The following is a 19,989-nucleotide window of genomic DNA, read 5'->3' on the forward strand; positions in this document are numbered from 1 at the left end:
ATTGAGGCTTACTTATGGAAAATTATATTAATAATATAGACTATAAAAAAATATTTTCATTAAAAGATTTGATAGAAATTAAGGATATATCTGTTTTATCATTGATTGATAGAAAAAGTTTAGCGATGAATATAATATCAGCTGATAAAAATAAAGAAATTCCTACTCATACAAGTACAGGAGATGTTTTTATTACTGTTATTGAAGGCAAATCAAAAATAACAGCAGATGAGAATGTATTTGAATTATCATCAGGAGAATCTGTTTTAATTCCAAGAAATACGCCGCATTCATTAATTGCTGAAGAGGCATTTAAGATATTAGTTATGCAAATTAAACCTGAATAATATTAATTTAATTATTAGCATTTTATCTTTATAATATAAAAATGTTATAAATAGTTATTTAAATTTAATAAAAATGATATATTATTATAATCATATTATTTTTAGGGATTTATATTTATGGGAAAAATAAAAAATGTTTTTACAATGGCTCTTTTATATTTTATTAAAAATTTATTAAATTTTTCTTCAAGACTGCTGCCTGTATTTATAGCAATTTTATCATTATTAAAATTATCAAAAGTATTAATTAATTTGAATTGGCATTTAGTTTTGGCGGTGCTGATTTTAGAAGCTGTACTTTTGATAGCTGCATTATTTTTTGATTCTGTATTTTTTAAAAATAAGAAAGCTTCGGATAATTCATCATCTAATAATAATGAGCAAAGTCAAGATACTAGCATAGAAAGTCAAAAATTTCCTGTATTAAATGTAGCTGTAATATTTTTTGCATTTTTAGGAATAATATTTGTAATATTAAAATTATTCAATGCTGTTGATTGGAATTGGATATGGGTGCTTTCTCCGTTATGGCTTTCTACTGCATTAGTTCTTTTTATATTATTTATATGCTTGGTATTTTTTATAATATCATTATTTATAAATAATAAAAAAGATAAATATAATAGAGACAATAAAGAAAACGAAGAAAATAAAGAAAAAACAACAGTGATACAAGAAAGCTCTTCATCTGAATCAGAATATAATAATAGCAGTAATAAAGCTGAATAATTAAATTAATAAATATGATAGCAGATATAAAATATAATAATACATATAACAAGAGGGAATATATATAATAAGATGGAATGTATATAATTTAAAGAGGGAATATATATAATTAAAGAGGGATATAATATAATGGAAAATATTTTATTAAATATAGTTTTTACTGCAGCAGGAATAGTATTATTATATTTGGGCGGAACATATATTGTAGACGGAAGTGTTATGGCTGCTAATAGACTTAAAATACCTACTATAGTTATAGGGCTTACTGTTGTATCTATGGGTACATCTATGCCTGAACTTTTTGTAAGTTTATTCGGTGCTTTGAGGGGAGAGAGTTCCATTGCTGTAGGTAATGTTATAGGCAGTAATATATTTAATATTGTATTTGTACTTGGAATGTCTGCTTTATTTATGAATATGTCTGCAAATAAAAAATCTTATTATGTTTCTATGATTTTTATGTTTATAATGTATGCTGCTTTATTCATTATGCTTTTTAATATCGATACTAAAAATTTAATGGGAGATAAAATTTCTATAATTGAAGGTATAATACTTATTATTTTATTATGTATTTATATTTATTATTTGTATAGCGTAATATCTAAAGATAAAGATGAATTGGAGGCTTTTGAAAAAGAAGTATCATCATCAAGCAAAACTAATTCTATAGGAAGGGCAGTATTTAAAATAATAATCGCTGTATTAGCTTTAGCATTTGGTTCTGATGTTTTTATTAAAGGAGTAACAGGAATATTCAGAAATTTTTTAAGCGAGCATATAATAGGATTTATAGTTATTGCAGTAGGCACCAGCATACCTGAACTTGTTACAAGCTTAATAGCAGCAATTAAAAAAGAGGCTGATATATCCATAGGAAATATAGTAGGAAGCAATATATTTAATGTAGGAGCTGTTCTTGGAATATCATCTGCAGCTTCATTTAAATTCGGAGGTATTATATTAAGTAAAACTCAGAATTATTTGATAGATTTTTCTATTATGGTATTTGTAGGTATATTATTATTAATATTTACTATAAAAGGAAAAAGTTTAAATAAATTAAAGGGCATAATATTTTTAATAGTTTATATAGCTTATGTTTTTTATTTGTTTAAAACTACATCAGTATCATAATTATCTATTAATATATTGGTAAGTTTTTCCTGCAAATTGTTTTTGATATTATTACTTTCAATATATTCTTCAAATATTAATTGAGTATAATTATTTTTATTTGATAATATATAAATATAATCTCCAAGCATAATAGCTTCTGATACATCATGAGTAACATAAAAAATAGTTTTATTTGTTTTTAATTGAATGCTTTTTATTATATCAATAAGTTCTTTTTTTCTTTTTATATCCTGTCCCTGCAAAGGCTCATCCATAAGTATAAAGTTTGAATCATAAGCTAAAGCTCTTGCTAAAGATAATCTCTGCTTCATTCCTCCGCTAAGCTCATTTGGTTTTGAATGCATATTATTTATAAGTCCCGTTATCTCTAATGATTTTTTTATTATTTTATCCATATCATTTTTGATTTTATCTTTTAATACATACTCTATATTTTTATAAGAACTTAAGAAGTTTAAAAGTCTTGGTTCCTGATATACGAATGCCTTATCATCTTTATTGATTTTTGATGATATTATATTTAAAAGAGAAGTTTTTCCAGTACCTGATGCACCTAATATTATATTAATTTTATTTAAATGAAAATATATATTAAAATCTTTGAATATTATTAAATCATTATAAGAAAGATTTATATTTTCTAATTTGAATATATCATCATCTATTTTTTTTATCATAATTAATCCTTATAATAATTTCAAATATACCATTAAATATAACTGAAATTAAACAGTATGCAAATAGAGAAACAGTATCTAAATATAAATGCGATTCATAAAGTTTAGTTCCTATTCCAAAAGCAGGCAATGCTAATATTTCTGCTGCTAATATGCTTTTCCAAGTTATGCCCATAGACTGAGATACTGCTGTTAATATATACGGTTTTATGTATGGTATATAAAGACTGAATATTTGTGTTTTTAAAGATACATTATATGATAATGACATTTCTATCAATTTTTTATCTATATTTATTATTCCATTAGCAACAGCATCATATATTATAGGAACAATAATAAGCATAGAAACGAATATCGGTACTGCATTATTATCAAACCATATTATAGCTGCTAATATTAAAGGTATAGAAGGTATTGTTCTTATGAAATTTATTATTGGTATTAATATATATCTTATGGGTAAAAATATGCCTGATAATATACCTAATATAGAGGCAGATAAAAATGATAAAATAAATGCCGTTATAACTCTAATAAGACTTGCAGATAAATCTTTATAAAATGACTTTTCTGATATTATTTCTGCAAATTTTTTTAGTATATTGATTAGATTAGGAAATATTATTTCAGAATTAATTTTAATAAAAATAAAATGCCATAAACTTATAAATATAATAATTCCTAATATTAAGTATATAGATTTTTTATTTTTCATTATTATTTAATTCTTTTAAATATAAGAATTTCATTATCTAATGTTGTTATAGTAAGATTGCTGCTTGTAAGTTCTATTGAAGAAGCTTTATTTAATAATTCTATATATTGTTTTTCTGCTTCAACTGCCTCCGAAGTTCCTCCCATTTTTGTAACCACCATATCTTTAAATATAATCATATTTCCTCTTCTCATTTCATATTTTCCTAAATATGTATTAAATCCGCCGTATCCGTAAAACTCTTCATTATAAAATGATATTGTAATTCCTCTTCCTTCAAACATATTTGTAAGCTGAAAAGTTTTTCCATTTAAAGTGCTGGTTGATATATTGATTGTTTTTTTTGATGAAGCACAGGAGCTTGTAAATATTATAAAAATAAAGCAAAATATTAAGCTATAATTTCTTATCATTAAAATATCCTAAATACATTTTAACAAATTATTCAAATTTCTTCAAAAATTAAGTTATTAGAAGATAATAAAGTATATATTGTTAATTTCATTCCTTCTATTTTGTATGAAGTGGCATTTTTAAGCATATTAAGATATTCAATTTCGGCTGCAGTTTCTTCTCTTGTACCATGTTTTTTTGTTAATGATATTGATATTATATTAAATATATCTCCGTCTGAAGTATATAAAGATGAATAATTATTAACTGCAGAAAAACCTGATACTGTATCCTTACCGAACTCTATTGTAATATTCATTTGAGGATGCATACTTACTAATTTGAATTTTCTTCCAAGCAAGCTATTATTATCAATTTTTTCTATTTGAGCTGTTTGAGCCGTTTTTGCTGTAGAGCATGAAATTACAAACAATGCTGTTATTATAATATGCACAATATATTTCATAATTATCCTAATTTAATTTATAATATTATTATATTTTCGGTAAAAAGTCTATATATTTGATAATGTAATATAAAATTTCTTCTATTATTATATATAATATAAATTTATATATAATATTAATTATATAGTGTATTAATATATTTAAAATTAAACTGATATTTATATTGAAATTTGATAATTATCATATTATAATTATTAAATAATTTAAATATATGGGTATGAGTTAAATGAAAAAAATTATACTATCTGTTTTTGCATTATCATTTTTAATAGGCTGCAGCAATTCTTCAAAAACTAATTTAGTTAATAAGCCTCAGATTTATACAAGCATATATCCTATTTATGATTTTACCAAAAAAATAGGCGGAGATAAAATAGATGTATATAATATGACTTCATCAGGAGCAGAACCTCATAATTTTGAAATAACTTCAAAAGATATGGCTGATTTAACAAAAGCTAATCTTTTTATTTATAATGGCGGCGGTATGGAGCATTGGGTTGATACTGTGAAAAACAGCATAAAGGAATTAAATTATTTAGAGAGTTCTTTTAATATAGATGATAAAGATTTAGACCCTCATTTTTGGCTTTCGCCAATTAAAGCTAAAAAACAGATGGAAAATATAAAAAATGCATTATCTGATATAGATTCTGATAATGCTGAGTACTATAATTCTAATTATAATTTTTATGCTGAGAAATTAGATGAATTAGACAGCAAATTCAGAGAATATTTATCAAATGCATCAAATACTAATTTGGTGGTAACTCATGCAGCATTCGGACATTTTTGTAAAGAATATTTGCTAAATCAATTTTCAGTTGCAAGAGATGAGGCTGACCCTAAGGCAATATCTGATACTATAGTTTTCATAAAAAAAAATAATGTTGAGGCTATATTTTATGAAGATTTTTCTAGCCGTAAATTGGCTAATTCTATTGCTAAAGAAACAGGAATAAAAATATTAACATTAAATCCTATAGAATCTTTAAGCGAAGAATATATTAATGCAGGAGAAGATTATTTTTCTGTTATGGAAAAAAACTTTATTTCTTTAACTAATGGGCTTAATTAAATATTATGAGTAAGGTTATAGAATTCAAAAATGTGCATTTCGGATACAATTCTGATGATATACTTAAATGTATAAGTTTTGATGTGAATAGGGGCGATTTTGTTTCTATAATAGGTTCAAACGGAGCTGGAAAAAGCACTATATTAAAACTTATTTTAGGAGAAATCAGCCATTACAGAGGAAGCATTAAATTATATGAAGAAGATATTAATAAGTTTAAAGATTGGAAAAAAATAGGATATTTAGAGCAGAATGCATATTCAAAGATTTTGAATTTTCCTGCTACAGTTTATGAAATAGTAATGTCTAATAATTTTTCAGATATAGGATTATTTAAATTTCCAAATAAAAGTCATCATATTAAGGTTATGAATGTATTAGAGCTTTTCGGTATGCAGAAATATAAAGATAGAATGATATCAAAACTTTCAGGCGGACAAATTCAAAGAGTTTTTTTAGCTAGAACTTTGATATCTAATCCAGACTTGATTTTACTTGATGAGCCTTCAAATGCTATTGACAGAGAAACTATAGATTTAATGTATAAAATTCTTCAGCAATTAAACAAAGAGAAAAATACAACTATAGTAATGATTACGCATGATTTAGAGAGAATATATAATATACAAAATAGAATATTCTGCTTTGAGGAAGGCACTTTATTAGAACTTAATAAAAATCAAATATATGATGAGATTTCCCATAAACATAAGCACCCTAATAGCGATAATATTTGTTCATGCTGATTTATATAATTTATTTCGTGAATATTCTGCTATGCTTTGATGATATAACAGATTTAAATAAAATTATTATTATAAAAGTTATTATACTTATCAAAACTATTGCAGCACCGGGTTTTAATCCGTAATAATATGAAATGAATATTCCTAATATTGTAAAAAACAGATTAAAAATTACAGCATAAATTATAGTTTTTTTATAACTGCAAGCCACCTGCATAGAGCATGCTGCAGGCACTACCATCATTGATGATACTATTAAAGCTCCTACTGCTCTTGCTGATATTGATACTGTGACTGCAGTTAATATTGTAAAAATAAAGTTAATTCTATTTACTGGTACTCCTGAAAGTTTTGCTAATCTTTCATTAAATGTTATATAAAAAATTTCTTTGTATAAAAAAATAAAAATGAGTATTGATACAGAACTTATCAGTATTATTAATTTTAATTCAAAATCGCTTACAGCTACAATGCTTCCGAATAAAAAGCTGTTAAAATTGGAATTGTTTGCTACAAATCCTGAAAGAAGTCCTGCAATAGATATTGATAAAGACATTATAATAGATATAGATATTTCTCCGTATTTAGAAATTTTTTTTCTTATAAACTCTATTGATAATGCAGATAATATGCAGAATATAATAGATGCGGCTATCGGATTTATATTAAAAACTAATCCGAATGTAACGCCTGCAAGCGAAGTATGAGATATGGCATCTCCTATCATAGAAAGTCTCTTTAATACAATAACAACTCCTATGCAGGGTATAATCACAGCAAGCATAATACCTACTATAAAAGCTTTACGCATAAAATCATATTCAAATATTTCCATTATTTCCATAGGATTTCTCCATAAATTGCAGTTTTAGGAATGCAGTGTATTATATATTAATTACTGCAATAATGAAAGTTCAAAATATTTTTATCTTATCTGTTTTATTAATTTGCAAATAAGTTCTGCTTCATTTTTTTGTAAAGTAGGGTATATAGGCAATGATATGCTTTTTAAATATGCATTTTCAGTATTAGGGTAATTTTCATTAGGCAAATTAAGATATTGATGCAATGGCTTGAATATAGGTCTTGCAGCTTCTACATTATGTCTTTCAAACATTTTTAAAGCATCATATATATTCATACTGCCGTTAAGCATGCATACATATCTGTAATATGAAGGGCTTTCGCTGTCATGAGTAGATAATTTTATCAAATTGCTTTCAAGCATTGCATTATCATAAAAAGATGCAATATCTGCTCTTACTTCAACCATTCTTTCAAGATGCTTAAGTTCTTCTATTCCTATAGAAGCCTGAAGATCTGTTGCACAGTAATTGAATCTTCTAATAAAATTTTCTTTTTTATCATAATGAATTATATCTCTTATAGCGTCCATTCCTTTTTTCTTTGTAAGTATCATTCCTCCTGCACCTCCTGAAGTTATCATTCTAGTTGCAGAAAAAGAAAAGTATGCAAAATCTCCGAAACTTCCAAGTAAAGTATCTCTGTATCTGCCTCCCAAACTATGAGAAGCATCTTCTATAATAGGCACTTTGATATCAGCAAGCTCATCTATCAAAGCACAGTTTCCGAACATATGAGAAACAATGATAGCTTTAGTTTTTTCATTGATTGCCTCTATAACATTATCCATAGATATTTGAAAGCTGTCTTCATCTATATCTATTAAAACAGGGGAAGCTTTTAAACTTGTTACTGCCTGAAGAGGTGAGGCATTAAGAAAAGATGACATTATTACTTCATCGCCTTCGCCTATATTCAGATGCCTTAATATAAGTTCTAATGCTGCTGTTCCGCTGTTTACAAATATTGCAGTAAATCCCTTCCCAAAATAATTGGCGAAATTTCTTTCAAACTCGTATATAACATCTCCTGCTGCTAGATTATCGCTAATCATAACTTTTAATGCAGATTCTAAATCTTTCTTTCTTATAGTAGGTCTGGAATGTCTAATCAATTTTTATTCCTCATATAAAATTAAAATATTTTGAAATATTATAAATGATAATATCATAAAATATATTATTTTCAATATTGCAAATATATCTGCATTATTTTTTCTTTATTTAATTAATTAATTTTTTATTAAATTCTGCTTTTATGTTTGAAATTATTGGCATATATATTAATAAATATAAAAAAAGATTTATAGAAGTTCTATTATGAAATTTTTAGAAAAATAAATAATTATTTAATTTATAATTTTGTTTGACTTTATTACTTCTTATATTATACTAGTAGCAGTAATTTATGTAAAATTTTTTAAGGAGATATAATAATGAAAAAGCTATTTATTATTTTATCAATTGCAGTATTATCTATTACATCATGTTCAAAGTCTGATAATACTAATAATTCAGTTTCAAATAATGCATCTAAAAAGATAGGAATACTTCAGCTTGTTGAACATTCTGCATTAGATCAGGCTAGCAAAGGTTTTATAGACGGATTAAAAGAAGCAGGCTATGAGAACGGAAAAAATATTATAATAGATCATCAAAATGCTCAGGGAGAACAGGCAAACTGCATTACAATATCTCAGAAATTTATCAATGACAGAGTGGATTTGATACTTGCAGTAGCAACACCTGCGGCTCAGGCAGCTGCTAATTTAACTAAAGATATACCTATACTTATAACAGCAGTAACAGATCCTGCCGATTCAAAATTAGTAGCAGATAATAAAATTCCAGGCGGCAATGTTACAGGTACTTCCGATTTAACACCTGTAAAAGAACAGATAGATTTGCTTAAAAAACTTATACCTAATGCTAAAAATATAGCATTTTTATACAGTTCAAGCGAGCAAAATTCAAAATTTCAAGTTGATATGGCAAAAGCTAAAGCAGATGAAGTAGGCTTAACTTATATAGATGCTACAATAACAAATCCTAATGATATACAGCAGGTAGTACAAAGTTTAGTAGGAAAGGTAGATGCTGTTTATGTGCCTACTGACAATATGGTATCAGCTGGAATGGCTAATGTTATAGCTATCACAGAGCCTGCAAAAATACCAGTAATATGCGGAGAAGCTGCTATGCTTAATGCAGGCGGACTTGCTACTTACGGCATAGATTATTATGAATTAGGAAAATTAACAGCTAATCAGGCAGTAAAAATATTAAAAGGGGAATCTAAGCCTGCTGATATGCCCATAGAGTATATTCAAAACCCTATATTAGAAGTTAATACTAATGCGGCACAAAAATTAAATGTTTCAATACCTGCTGATTTATAATAATTAAAATTTTATGAGTATATAAAAGCCTATATAATATTTATATGGGCTTTTATTTTTAATATATGCATAATATAAAGATAACAATACAATATGACGGTACAGATTTTTACGGCTGGCAGATACAGCCAAATTTAAGAACAGTTCAGGGAGAAATATATAAAGCTGTTGAGAAAATATACGGCGAAAAAATAACTATATACGGCTGCGGAAGAACTGATGCAGGAGTTCATGCTTTGGGGCAGATTGCTAATTTTAGAGTTCCTAAAATGTTAGTGCCTATTAATAAGGTTCATATAGCTTTAAATTCCTGTATGAATAGAGATGTAAGAATAATAAAAGCCGAAGAGATGCCTGATAATTTTAATTCAAGAGTTTCTGCAGTATTTAGAGAATATTTGTATATAGTTCATAACAGCAGCATTTCTTTTCCATTTTATGAGAGATATGCTTGGTTTTATAGAAAAAATATTATAGATGAAAAATTGATTAATGAGTATTCTAAATATTTAATAGGAGAGCATAACTTTACTTCATTTTGTTCTGCTGAAGATGAAAATGATTCTAAGTTCAGATATTTGGAGAGAGTTAAGGCTATTAGAAAAGGAGATACTATATATTTTATTATTAGAGGCAATGCTTTTTTACATAATATGGTTAGAATAATAGTAGGTACTTTAGTGGAAGGACAGAAGAAGAAAATGCCGATTAACTTTATAGAAGATATTTTAAAAAGCGAAGATAGAGCGAGTGCTTTTGTAACAGCCCCTGCACAAGGGCTTTATTTTAGAAGAGCATTTTTTAAATAGTTTAAATTATTAAAAGTACTTGAAATAAATTTATTATATGGTATAATATAAAGCATATTTATTTGGAGAGTTCGTTCAATTGGTAGAGCAGCGGTCTTGAAAACCGCCGGGCTAACACCCATGTGGGTTCGAGTCCCACACTCTCCGAGTTTTTTTAAACTTTAACGGCTTCCTTATATAAGGGGCTTTAGCTCATCAGGATAGAGCACTGGTTTCCTAAACCGGGTGGGCAGGTTCGAGTCCTGTAAGCCCCAAAATATTTATCCTAATATCTAAATAAAAGATTCTAGCAATGAATATCAAGGATTATATATCATATTTATTTAATATTAATAAACTTAAGAAAATCAAGCTTTTGGTGTCTGATATAGACGGAGTTATGACTGACGGCAGACTTGTATTTGATGATAATGGTATAGAGAGTAAATTTTTTCATACTCAGGACGGAATGGGTATAGTTATGGCATTAAAAGCAGGTATAAAAGTAGCTGTTATTTCAGGCAGTAATTCTAATGCTATTAAAACTAGATTCGATAAATTTAAAAGACATGGTTTTGAGGACTTGATATTGGGGCAGGAAAATAAAATGCCTGTTATTTTAACTTTAATGGAAAAATATGGTTTAAAGAAAGAAGAAACAGCATATATCGGCGATGATTTAATAGATTTGAAAGTTATGAAATATGTAGGAATATCTTTTTGCCCTAAAGATGCCCATTATGAGGCTTTGAAAATTGCTGATATTATAATCAGTAAGAGAGGTGGATATGGTGCTGTTAGGGTAGTTATAGATATGATTTTAAAATCAAAAGGCATTTATAATGAATTTATTAAAAAATTTTAGTATTTTATTATTTTTTATGATTTTATCTGTATCCTGTACGGATTTCAATAATCTAGGCAATGAATTTGCAGATTCAAATTTAGATGATGTTCCTAATATGGAATTCTACGGATTTAGGAGAGAAAGCTATAACAGTAATTTTAAACAATTGGATTCTTTTGCATCAAATGCTAAATTTTTTAATGACAAAAAAGAAATAGAATTATATGAAAGCAGAAGCTATACCTATGAATCTAATGAAATAATAGCAGCAAGCATATCAGGGCAATTCGTAACTATAAATCAGGATACTTTATATACGCAAATATATACAAATGTAATTGCAAAATCTTCAAATAATACAACTCTTTATACAGAATATCTGCAATGGGATAATGAAAAGCAGCATTTTACAAGTCCTGTACCTATAAGAGTGGAGCAGGAAGACGGCAGCTGGCTTAAGGGAAGCAGTATGGAAGCAGATATCGGACTTGAAAATATAACTATATATAATGAAGTTGATGAAGGCAATGCTATAGGAGTGCCTGTTGCAGAACAGTAAAAAAGTTTTTTTTGCAGTATTTATATTATTTATATTTGCATTATCTTTAATAGCTCAGTCAAGAAGAAGTGCTGATAAGTTTACCTACAATAATAAGAATAAAGTTTTTCAGTATACAGGAAATGCCAAATTAGAAGATTCTTCAGCCGTTATTACAAGCCATATTATGACTTTTTATCAGGAAACTGAATTAGCAACATTCAGCGGAAATGTAAGACTTTTAAGCAGAACAAACGGCTCTTCTATATCAGGCGGTTATGCAAGTTATAATGCAAAAACTAGATATGCTTATGTAAAAAATCAGCCTGTATTAAGGTCTCCTACTAATAATATGACTATAAGAAGCTCATTTATGGAAAGAGATTTTAATACTCCTATAGCCAAAGCTGTTAGTAATGTGCATTTAACTCATATAGATAAAGAAAATAATATTAAAACTGACGGATATGCAGACAGTTTAATTTATGATATGGATACTCAAATATCTACGCTTACAGGAAATCCTAGACTTTATCAGGGTTCTGACAGACTCGAAGGCGAAATATTAGAGTATAATGCTAAAACTTCTACTGCTAATGTTATGGGAAGAGGAAAAATATATATTCTTCAGACTAATAATTATGTAAACTCATCTGATACTAATAAAAAAAACGGCAGTGTAAGCAATTATAATATAATAGTGGCAGACAGATTATTTTTAAATGAGTACGGCGGAAAGAGTAATAATACAAGAACTTTATATGCTTACGGCAATGTAACAGCATTTTTTTATGAAGAGAATATGATACTTAAAGGCGGATATATAGAATATGAAATAGATAATGAGCATGTTTATATGTATCAAGAGCCTTCTGTAAGAATACCTGACAGAGGTATTATAGCTTTTGGGGAGTGGATAGAATATAAAAAAGATGATAAGTTTAAGGATGTTATATTTCATAATGATGTTGTTATGATTGATTATGATGAGAGTTTATCTTTGGAAGGAGATTTACTGCATCTTGACCCTGATACAAAGGTTGCTACTGTAAGCGAAAGTCCTAAGGCTTATGTTGAAAATAGAAGCATAAAAATCACATCGGTAACTATGCAGATGTTTAATGATGATGAAAAATTAAGGGCTAACGGCGATGTATTTGTTGAGGGCAGTGATATGAGTTCTAGAAGTGCATGGGCTACTTATTTTAACAAGAATAAATATTTGAGGCTTTGGGGAGAAAATCCTTATCTAAAACAAAAAGAAAGCATTGTAAGGGCTAGAGAAATAAAGTATTATATAGATAATGGAAAAGTTGAAGCTATAGGTGTAAGCGGTGAAATACCTGAATAATATAATACTTTTATTTTTTATATTCTTTTTATCATGTCAGAAAAGTAATGAGCCTCTTAGAAAAGATAAAATATATGATGTTAATATTACTTATATAGAAGATGACGGCATTATTGGTTTTGAGCCTAAAGATTTTATTGATATTTTTGATGATGATTTATCAGAACTTACTTATAATATATTAGGATACAAAATAAAATATAATCTTAAAAACGGTATATCTGCCCATAAATTTTATAATGATAATAGAAAAATAATAACAGATAATTCATATATATTTAGAAGAGATTTTATAGATATAAAAAATATAGATTATGAGCAATTAAAAAAAGATATATTATATTCTCTTTCCAATGAAACAAGAATAAATATAAAAAAGTTATTCGGATATGAATATGGAACTCATTTAAATATAATAGCAGAAAATATAGCTCCTTCATATAGAGAAAGCATACTTAATGTTTGGAAAAGTCCTGTAAAAAATAGAAATGAATTGCTTGTAGGAAGCAGATTATTTATTTTTACATCTTTATATTGGAGAGCGGCGGCAAGCGAGTTTAGAGACAGTTCTATTATAATAGTGAATATGCCATTAACTGCAAACTATAGAGGAATGCCTGCCAAATATATTGCAGACGGAGGTTTTGCAGACAGAATAGCTGCAGAAAATTATCATATAAAGCCATGCAAATCTGTTTCTATAATAAGCACCTATCAGCTTTTAAACTCTGATATAGATAATGAAATTCGTAAAAAAATATTTTCTTACTATATAGTTCAAACTATTGCTATGATGTTTCCTAAATATGATATGCATACAGATGAAAAGCATTCTATAATGTCTGAAATAAAAGGCTTTGATTATGCCGACTGGTACAGCAATATAGTTAACTTCCAATTAAAGACTCCTTATAAAACTATTAAAGAATATAAAGACACTATAAAAAAATAAATACATAAAAAATAGTATATATTAGCTATATTGAAATAAACATTATCTTAAAAATGTCTATCAAAAATAAAACAAAAATACAAAGATGTCTATATTATTTGTAGTAAATGTATGATTTTTATAATAATTAATAAACATAATTATAAATTTGTTGTAAATTTTCAAAAAATACTATTTACTTAAAATCAAAAAGGGTTATTATTTATATATAAACATTTTAGCTAAGATGTCGATTTTTATTGTTGGGAGAAAATTTTTTATGAAAAGATATTTTATAATGTTATTATTAATGAGCTGTTCTTTTGCGTATGCTTTTGATGAAGGATTTATTTGGGCATTAAAGGCAAACTTTAATGGTACAGCTACTACTCCAATTATAGGGGAAGAGGACTTGGCAAAATTAGGTGCAGCATATATGAAAGGCGGTGTAGGATATACTATGGACGGAGAAGCTGAGCTTGGATATTTATTTGGCTCAGAAAGATGGTTTGGAATGGATCCATCTAAATTTAGCGGTATGAGTGTTTTTGGTTCTATAGGTGTTGGAAGTGGCGGAGCTTATCAAGTATCTGGAAATACTATAAAAGGGGTAACAGCTACTGTATATATGAATATATCTTATGCTCCTGTAATCAGCTTTGGAGTTGGTACTAAAGCTTATTTTTTAAATAGCAGATTAGCATTAGGTCTTCATATAGGAGGAAAATTAATAGCTGATTTATCTCCAGAATATTTGTATTATTCTGATGACCCTACAATATTCCCACCAACTATAGGAGAAATAATAGTAACTGATTTTATGATAAAGAATATGAATCCTTTTACTTTTAGTGTTAAATTTATGCTTGAATATAATCAGCCTGTTAATGATAGAGTTGAAGTTATATTAGGTGCTTATATGAGATATAATGTATTTAAACCAAAATACATTACAATGCCTGAACAATTATTAGGAGCAGCTGGTGAAATTGGTCCAGATGGTGTTCCTCAAGGATTTGATCCTACAACAGCTCTTCCATCATATTACTTAAATTCTGTAGATTTTGGTTTGACTATAGGTTTGGCATTTAAAGGATAATTTTATAAAGGAATATATTATGAAGAAGTATTACTTATTATTTTTAATTACAGTATCTATTTTTATGATATCTTGCGGAGGTCATTTTTTTAATCCAAGATATTATTACAATGGAAAAATTGCAAATAATAGCAACGAAGGTGGTTCTAACCCAGGTGAAGATATAGATATAGGAGGATCAATACCTCCTGATGAAGATCCATTTATAAAAGGGGATTGGAATGATCCTGATTATAATGGTTTTGATGGTACAAAAATAAAGGATTGGTTTCCTAGGATATCTTTTGATAATAATAATGTACCTATATATTCTTTTAAGAAAGAAAATAGAGCATGGATTGTAGGCGATCCTATAAAATCAGAACATTATTTTGATGCTTCATCAGATGGAAATAAAGCCCAGGGTGTTTCTATAACTCCTATGAAAATTTATAAATATGAATATAAGAATCCGCTTATAGATCCTAATGGAAATTATAATAATTCTGATAGAATGAAAAGATTCCTATTTTATAGAATAGTTGGAGAAGCTAAAGTAGCTGGAATAGGTGCTAATTTAGATCAATATTTAATAGCGGTAGATACATATTCTAAACTTGTATTTGCTTATGCTAAAATTGTATCTACAACAACAGTTGCGAGCAGTGCTGTACCTAATGGATTTGAAGCTGCAGAGTATCATGGCGAAAAAAGAATGTTTTATGAGTATGATCCTATAGGTATAGTCCATGAAGATGGAAGATTAACTCTTTATGAAGAATATCAAAATGAGATGAGAATTAGTGCTGTTAAGTTTTTCCCTCAAATTCATGACCCTACTAGAGCTATGGCTAGTTATGATGGTCCTGGTGTATCTCCATATTATATTGCTGGTACTGAAGAATTTGAGCCTGAAGATTTTATAAACTCTGTTAAAGGTAAGTCTTATGGAATAAGAGTTGAATATAAATTATATACTTATAAATTCTCAGAAGACGGAAGTAATGTTACTATAAAGACAGAAGATTATTATAATGGTGTAGAGGAAGATACAACACTTTCATTAAACGAAGTTTTAACAGGATATTCTGCTAGATATGGAAATATAGTTTTAGTTGGTGTTGAAAGCTTTAATAAGTTAAAAAGAGATGGCGGAAATCATAATGCTGTTCTTAATTATAAAGATCCTGGAGTTAATTTTAGATTGAGAGTAAGAGGTAAAACATATTATGCAAGTGATAATAGCTATTATTATGTATTCAGCCAAGATGGTAATACAATAAGTTATTATAAAGGCGGTAAACTTGATACAACTTACACTTATTCTTCAGATAAAGATAATAAAACTGCAGAATATCAAGCTGGATTTGCTGCTTATTGGGGAGTAAGGGTTAATGATTATAACAATATAAAAGACGGAGAATTATCTTGGTCTTTAGGTTCTTCACCATTCCCAGGAGCAACAAGCGCTTTGGATCACCATAAAGCATATTTGGTAAAAAATACTACAGGTAATTTCTTAAATGATGTTAAAGGTAGAAGTTATAAAAATAGAAAGGGTTTAATACTTTATAGTTATGAGTTCTCAGATGATGGTAAAACTATAACTTATAAAGAAACAGATTGGAAAGGTAAAATTCCTGAAGTTGTAAAAGAGTATAAAGTTAATGAAACTACTATAACTGATAAAAATGCTTCTTATACATATAATGGAGAAAATATTGAAATTGGTATTAAAGATGATAATAATACCATATATAAAGGTAATAGTTATGATATTTTAGGTATATATAACTATAATGATCCAGGTCCTACTTTCTTGGAAAGAGTTGCAGGTGAAGTTTATGAAGGAAGCGGTTATAGATATGTGTTCTCAGTTGATGGAAAAACAATGGAAGGCAGTAATGGAAAAACTTATACTTATGTTCAGCAGGATGCTAATGACAGAGCTGTCTATGATGATGGAACAGGAAACTTTATTTGGAAATTTACTTTCTGGGGTTTGAGATTAGCACCATATAATGGTAAAAATGATGGAGTATTATACTGGTCTGTTGGAGCTGGATCTTCTCCTGGCGGTACTCAGACTAGTGGTGTAATATCATCACCTGCTTATAAGCAATAAGTTAATTAATGTTATATATGGGCAAAGCAAGAATCTTTGCCCATATTTACATATATACAAAAGATATTTACAATAATTTACACTATGTTATAATAACAAATATACATACAGGTTCTAATATGTTTAGATATTTTACACTTTTTTCAATTTTAATAATATTTATTATCGCATGTACTTCTCCATTTGGAAGCGGAGGTATTAAATTTTCAAGTAGGGCTGGTACATACGAAAATACTGATAAAACTATTGTTGTTACAATTAATGATAAAGATAAAGATAATTTGATTTTAAAAGTTACAAAAAATGATAATATAGATGAAACATTATCTGTTAGTCCTTATACAACTACAACATATCTGAGTATTAATTCTGAACAAAAAAAAGGATATATATATAAATTAAATTTGGGAAATCATATTAATAATATATTCATTACTATAAAAAATGATAAAAATGAAAATTTTATTTATAATGAAAAACTTTCTATAGTAAAATGATATAAATTACTTTATATATTGTTTACTTATATTTCTTTTCATATATACTTTTATTATTAATTTAATAAAGAGAAATTATTTATGAAAAAAATAATAAAAAAACTTCAGAAAAAAACTATTATTTTATCAATATTAGTTATTATTATGGTGCTTGTTATATCTAGAGCATGTTCAAGCAAGTTTAATCCTAGGTATTATTATCAGCAGATGCAAAATAAAGAAGATGGTACAGGTACTGCAGAACCCGATGTTGGAGATGAGATAAATTTAAAACCTGAATATGATCCTTTTAAAACAGGTGAATGGAATAGACCTGATTATGGCGGATATAATGGAAATAAATTTGACAGCTGGCTTTTTGAAGCTAGTTTCAGAGGCGATAAACTTCCTATTTATAATTTTAAAGAGCCAGGAGGAAAAAACTGGATTCATCCAGGCGAAAAGGATTGGAAAGGTAATTTAGGAGATTATTATTTGCCTGTTATAGGCGATAATAAAGTTTATGATGCTCCTGTTGTCGGTACTATTTCAATAGATCCTTTGAAAATATATAAATATAATGGTAATAATCCATTATACGGCATTAGCGGATATTTACCCGGAAGATTAGATAGATTTAATTTTTATTCCATAGACGGTAAAGCCAGTATAAAACTTCAGCAGTATTTAATAGCTGTTGATAAATATTCAAAGTTAATATTTGCTTATGGTAAAATTACTAGTACAGGTAATTTGTTTGGTAATGTGTATCCAACTGATTTTGACGCTATAGAAAGATATGGAAAAAAAATACCATTCTATGAGTATGATCCAATAGGTTATGTTGATAGTACAGGAAAAGTTATTTTATATGGGCATTATGAAACCGAGTTTGTAAAAAATCCTACAGGCTATATGCCTTCACAGCACGGATTTGATGCTATAGCAGAGCACGATAAATCAAAACCGGGAAGATCTCCGTATGTAATTGCATTAAATGGAGAAGCTAGTGAAGATGATAAAAAAATATTTTATGATAATGTATCTTCTTTGGTATCTAAAGACTTTAATTGGCGTGACTATAGCGGATATGATTCTACTTCTCCAAGTTCTAAACAACAGATTGATTTGGATAGTTGGAAATCATCAGGATATACAGGCAAAAGTATAGTATTATATACTTATACATTAACAGATTCTGGTAATAAACTTACTATAAAAGAAACTGATTTTTATACTAAGAATGTTATCACAAAAGAATATAGTATTGAAAAAATTTCGGATACTAATAGAGCTTCATATACAAATAGCAAAGGAGAATCTTTATCTGTGTTAATACAGGAAACAGATTCATCAAAAACTATATCTGTAGGCGGTAAAGTATTAGATCCTAATTTCAAAGATTACGGACCGATATTTACTGACAGAGTTAAAAACACATATTTCAAAAAAGATGGTGAAGCATCTATAGGAGGCGGTATAGGAGGAATGGCATCGTCTACATTCCCATTAAGCTGGCGTGGTGCATTAAAAGATTTAGAGTATAAGTTTAATTCAGACGGCACAGAGTTTACTATGAAATATAGTTATAATAATGGAGGATTAATTAATACTAAATGGGTACAAGTTGAATATCATTTCAAACTTGCTCGTTTTGATTCTGATCCTGATAAACATTGGACAGCTAAATATGAATGTACAAATTTAAGCGGAACATTAGGAAATTATACTAGAGTTGTATTGAGAAATGACGGAAAGCTTATACGTTCTAGTATGACCCTTCATGGATTATCAGGAACTATTGAAATGGGACCTATAACGATTCCAGATGATCCTAATTTAGATGCTGGACTTGAAATGGTAGCAGATAAGAGATAATAATAAGCGGAGAGAAGTAAAACTCTCTCCGTTTTTATATTAATTAATTGTTTAAAAATAAAATATTTTTTATATAAAAGATTTCATATAAATAAAAATACGTATAATATTTTATTTGCTTATCATAACTTTTAATAATATTTATAAAAAAGGTATATATAAATTGATATATATACCTTTTATTTTTGCTAAATTATATATGATTTATAATTGTTTTTTTTATTTATGCCAAAGCTTTACTGAATTTCATACTTAGATTTAAATAATTTTATAATAAAAAAATTATTTATAAACTTGCTTAATAATAGCTTTTACACTTATTATTATATATTACTAAATTAAAATTTTTCTATCTCATCTGAACTTAAACCTGTAAGCCTAGATATAAGATTAATATCCATATTCTCTTTTTTCATATTT

21 protein-coding genes and 2 tRNA genes are annotated in these 19,989 nt (G+C 27.5%); 17 read left to right on the forward strand and 6 right to left on the reverse strand.

All coding sequences use genetic code 11. The features are described 5' to 3' along the window. Positions 1–14 precede the first annotated feature (14 nt). The 3 genes from QZ288_RS07445 to QZ288_RS07455 all read left to right on the forward strand — a co-directional run bounded on the left by QZ288_RS07445 (position 15) and on the right by QZ288_RS07455 (position 2,213). Positions 15–347: a cupin domain-containing protein gene (locus QZ288_RS07445; RefSeq protein WP_295157124.1), complete on the forward strand. Its 333-nt coding sequence runs from the start codon at positions 15–17 to the stop codon at positions 345–347. A gap of 117 nt (positions 348–464) precedes the next feature. Next, positions 465–1,076, forward strand: coding sequence for a hypothetical protein (locus tag QZ288_RS07450; protein WP_295157125.1), 612 nt, complete (start codon positions 465–467; stop codon positions 1,074–1,076). Positions 1,077–1,205: 129 nt separating this feature from the next. Continuing rightward, the gene (locus QZ288_RS07455; protein WP_295157127.1) at positions 1,206–2,213 is read left to right on the forward strand and encodes a calcium/sodium antiporter; all 1,008 of its coding nucleotides are present in this window, start codon (positions 1,206–1,208) and stop codon (positions 2,211–2,213) included. Here QZ288_RS07455 and QZ288_RS07460 read toward each other — a convergent pair. From QZ288_RS07460 to QZ288_RS07475, 4 genes are read right to left on the reverse strand one after another with little or no spacing between them, the layout of a single operon-like run. Then, a complete protein-coding gene (locus QZ288_RS07460) occupies positions 2,183–2,893 on the reverse strand; it encodes an ATP-binding cassette domain-containing protein (RefSeq protein ID WP_295157131.1) in 711 nt (236 codons plus the stop codon). The two genes, QZ288_RS07455 and QZ288_RS07460, sit on opposite strands and share 31 nt — an antisense overlap. Then, the gene (locus QZ288_RS07465) at positions 2,874–3,611 is read right to left on the reverse strand and encodes an ABC transporter permease subunit (protein WP_295157134.1); all 738 of its coding nucleotides are present in this window, start codon (positions 3,609–3,611) and stop codon (positions 2,874–2,876) included. Before QZ288_RS07465 ends, QZ288_RS07460 begins: the two co-directional genes overlap by 20 nt. Before the next feature lie 2 nt (positions 3,612–3,613). After that, positions 3,614–4,024 carry an META domain-containing protein gene (locus QZ288_RS07470; protein WP_295157137.1) on the reverse strand — a complete coding sequence of 137 codons (411 nt, stop codon included), beginning with the start codon at positions 4,022–4,024 and terminating at the stop codon, positions 3,614–3,616. A gap of 32 nt (positions 4,025–4,056) precedes the next feature. Beyond that, positions 4,057–4,470 carry an META domain-containing protein gene (locus tag QZ288_RS07475; RefSeq protein WP_295157142.1) on the reverse strand — a complete coding sequence of 138 codons (414 nt, stop codon included), beginning with the start codon at positions 4,468–4,470 and terminating at the stop codon, positions 4,057–4,059. A gap of 227 nt (positions 4,471–4,697) precedes the next feature. Here QZ288_RS07475 and QZ288_RS07480 point away from each other — a divergent pair, with 227 nt between their 5' ends. After that, positions 4,698–5,549 (forward strand): zinc ABC transporter substrate-binding protein, encoded by an 852-nt coding sequence (locus QZ288_RS07480; protein WP_295157146.1) that lies wholly within the window; start codon positions 4,698–4,700, stop codon positions 5,547–5,549. A 5-nt stretch (positions 5,550–5,554) separates the two neighbouring features. Then, complete coding sequence (locus QZ288_RS07485; RefSeq protein WP_295157149.1) at positions 5,555–6,295, forward strand: metal ABC transporter ATP-binding protein; 741 nt, start codon at positions 5,555–5,557, stop codon at positions 6,293–6,295. A 10-nt stretch (positions 6,296–6,305) separates the two neighbouring features. On the opposite strand, the gene QZ288_RS07490 is transcribed toward QZ288_RS07485, so the two are convergent. Further along, positions 6,306–7,130, reverse strand: a complete 825-nt coding sequence (locus tag QZ288_RS07490) for a metal ABC transporter permease (protein WP_295157179.1) — start codon at positions 7,128–7,130, stop codon at positions 6,306–6,308. 90 nt (positions 7,131–7,220) lie between these two features. After that, the gene (locus QZ288_RS07495; protein WP_295157152.1) at positions 7,221–8,273 is read right to left on the reverse strand and encodes a DegT/DnrJ/EryC1/StrS family aminotransferase; all 1,053 of its coding nucleotides are present in this window, start codon (positions 8,271–8,273) and stop codon (positions 7,221–7,223) included. Between the two features lie 321 nt (positions 8,274–8,594). On the opposite strand from QZ288_RS07495, the gene QZ288_RS07500 reads away from it, so the two are divergent. The 12 genes from QZ288_RS07500 to QZ288_RS07555 all read left to right on the forward strand — a co-directional run bounded on the left by QZ288_RS07500 (position 8,595) and on the right by QZ288_RS07555 (position 19,569). Continuing rightward, entirely contained in the window at positions 8,595–9,557 is a 963-nt protein-coding gene (locus QZ288_RS07500; RefSeq protein WP_295157155.1) for an ABC transporter substrate-binding protein, read from the forward strand. Between the two features lie 65 nt (positions 9,558–9,622). After that, positions 9,623–10,366, forward strand: coding sequence for a tRNA pseudouridine(38-40) synthase TruA (gene truA / locus QZ288_RS07505; RefSeq protein ID WP_295157158.1), 744 nt, complete (start codon positions 9,623–9,625; stop codon positions 10,364–10,366). Between the two features lie 64 nt (positions 10,367–10,430). Further along, positions 10,431–10,513: transfer RNA gene (locus tag QZ288_RS07510), tRNA-Ser, on the forward strand. 34 nt (positions 10,514–10,547) lie between these two features. Beyond that, a tRNA-Arg gene (locus QZ288_RS07515) sits at positions 10,548–10,620 on the forward strand. Between the two features lie 38 nt (positions 10,621–10,658). Continuing rightward, complete coding sequence (locus QZ288_RS07520) at positions 10,659–11,210, forward strand: HAD hydrolase family protein (protein ID WP_295157161.1); 552 nt, start codon at positions 10,659–10,661, stop codon at positions 11,208–11,210. Next, positions 11,188–11,751 carry an LPS export ABC transporter periplasmic protein LptC gene (gene lptC, locus QZ288_RS07525; protein WP_295157163.1) on the forward strand — a complete coding sequence of 188 codons (564 nt, stop codon included), beginning with the start codon at positions 11,188–11,190 and terminating at the stop codon, positions 11,749–11,751. Before QZ288_RS07520 ends, lptC begins: the two co-directional genes overlap by 23 nt. A gap of 49 nt (positions 11,752–11,800) precedes the next feature. Then, complete coding sequence (locus QZ288_RS07530; RefSeq protein WP_295157182.1) at positions 11,801–13,081, forward strand: LptA/OstA family protein; 1,281 nt, start codon at positions 11,801–11,803, stop codon at positions 13,079–13,081. Continuing rightward, positions 13,065–14,033, forward strand: coding sequence for a hypothetical protein (locus QZ288_RS07535; RefSeq protein ID WP_295157166.1), 969 nt, complete (start codon positions 13,065–13,067; stop codon positions 14,031–14,033). The genes QZ288_RS07530 and QZ288_RS07535 overlap by 17 nt, the downstream gene beginning before the upstream one ends. 259 nt (positions 14,034–14,292) lie before the next feature. Then, complete coding sequence (locus QZ288_RS07540; protein WP_295157169.1) at positions 14,293–15,111, forward strand: hypothetical protein; 819 nt, start codon at positions 14,293–14,295, stop codon at positions 15,109–15,111. Between the two features lie 19 nt (positions 15,112–15,130). Next, positions 15,131–17,215 carry a hypothetical protein gene (locus QZ288_RS07545; RefSeq protein WP_295157171.1) on the forward strand — a complete coding sequence of 695 codons (2,085 nt, stop codon included), beginning with the start codon at positions 15,131–15,133 and terminating at the stop codon, positions 17,213–17,215. 119 nt (positions 17,216–17,334) lie between these two features. Then, positions 17,335–17,712 (forward strand): hypothetical protein, encoded by a 378-nt coding sequence (locus tag QZ288_RS07550; protein ID WP_295157173.1) that lies wholly within the window; start codon positions 17,335–17,337, stop codon positions 17,710–17,712. 81 nt (positions 17,713–17,793) lie between these two features. Further along, complete coding sequence (locus QZ288_RS07555; protein WP_295157176.1) at positions 17,794–19,569, forward strand: hypothetical protein; 1,776 nt, start codon at positions 17,794–17,796, stop codon at positions 19,567–19,569. The last annotated feature ends 420 nt before the right edge of the window (positions 19,570–19,989 follow it).

Origin of the sequence: uncultured Brachyspira sp., from assembly GCF_910578695.1 — a bacterium.
Lineage (GTDB): Bacteria > Spirochaetota > Brachyspiria > Brachyspirales > Brachyspiraceae > Brachyspira.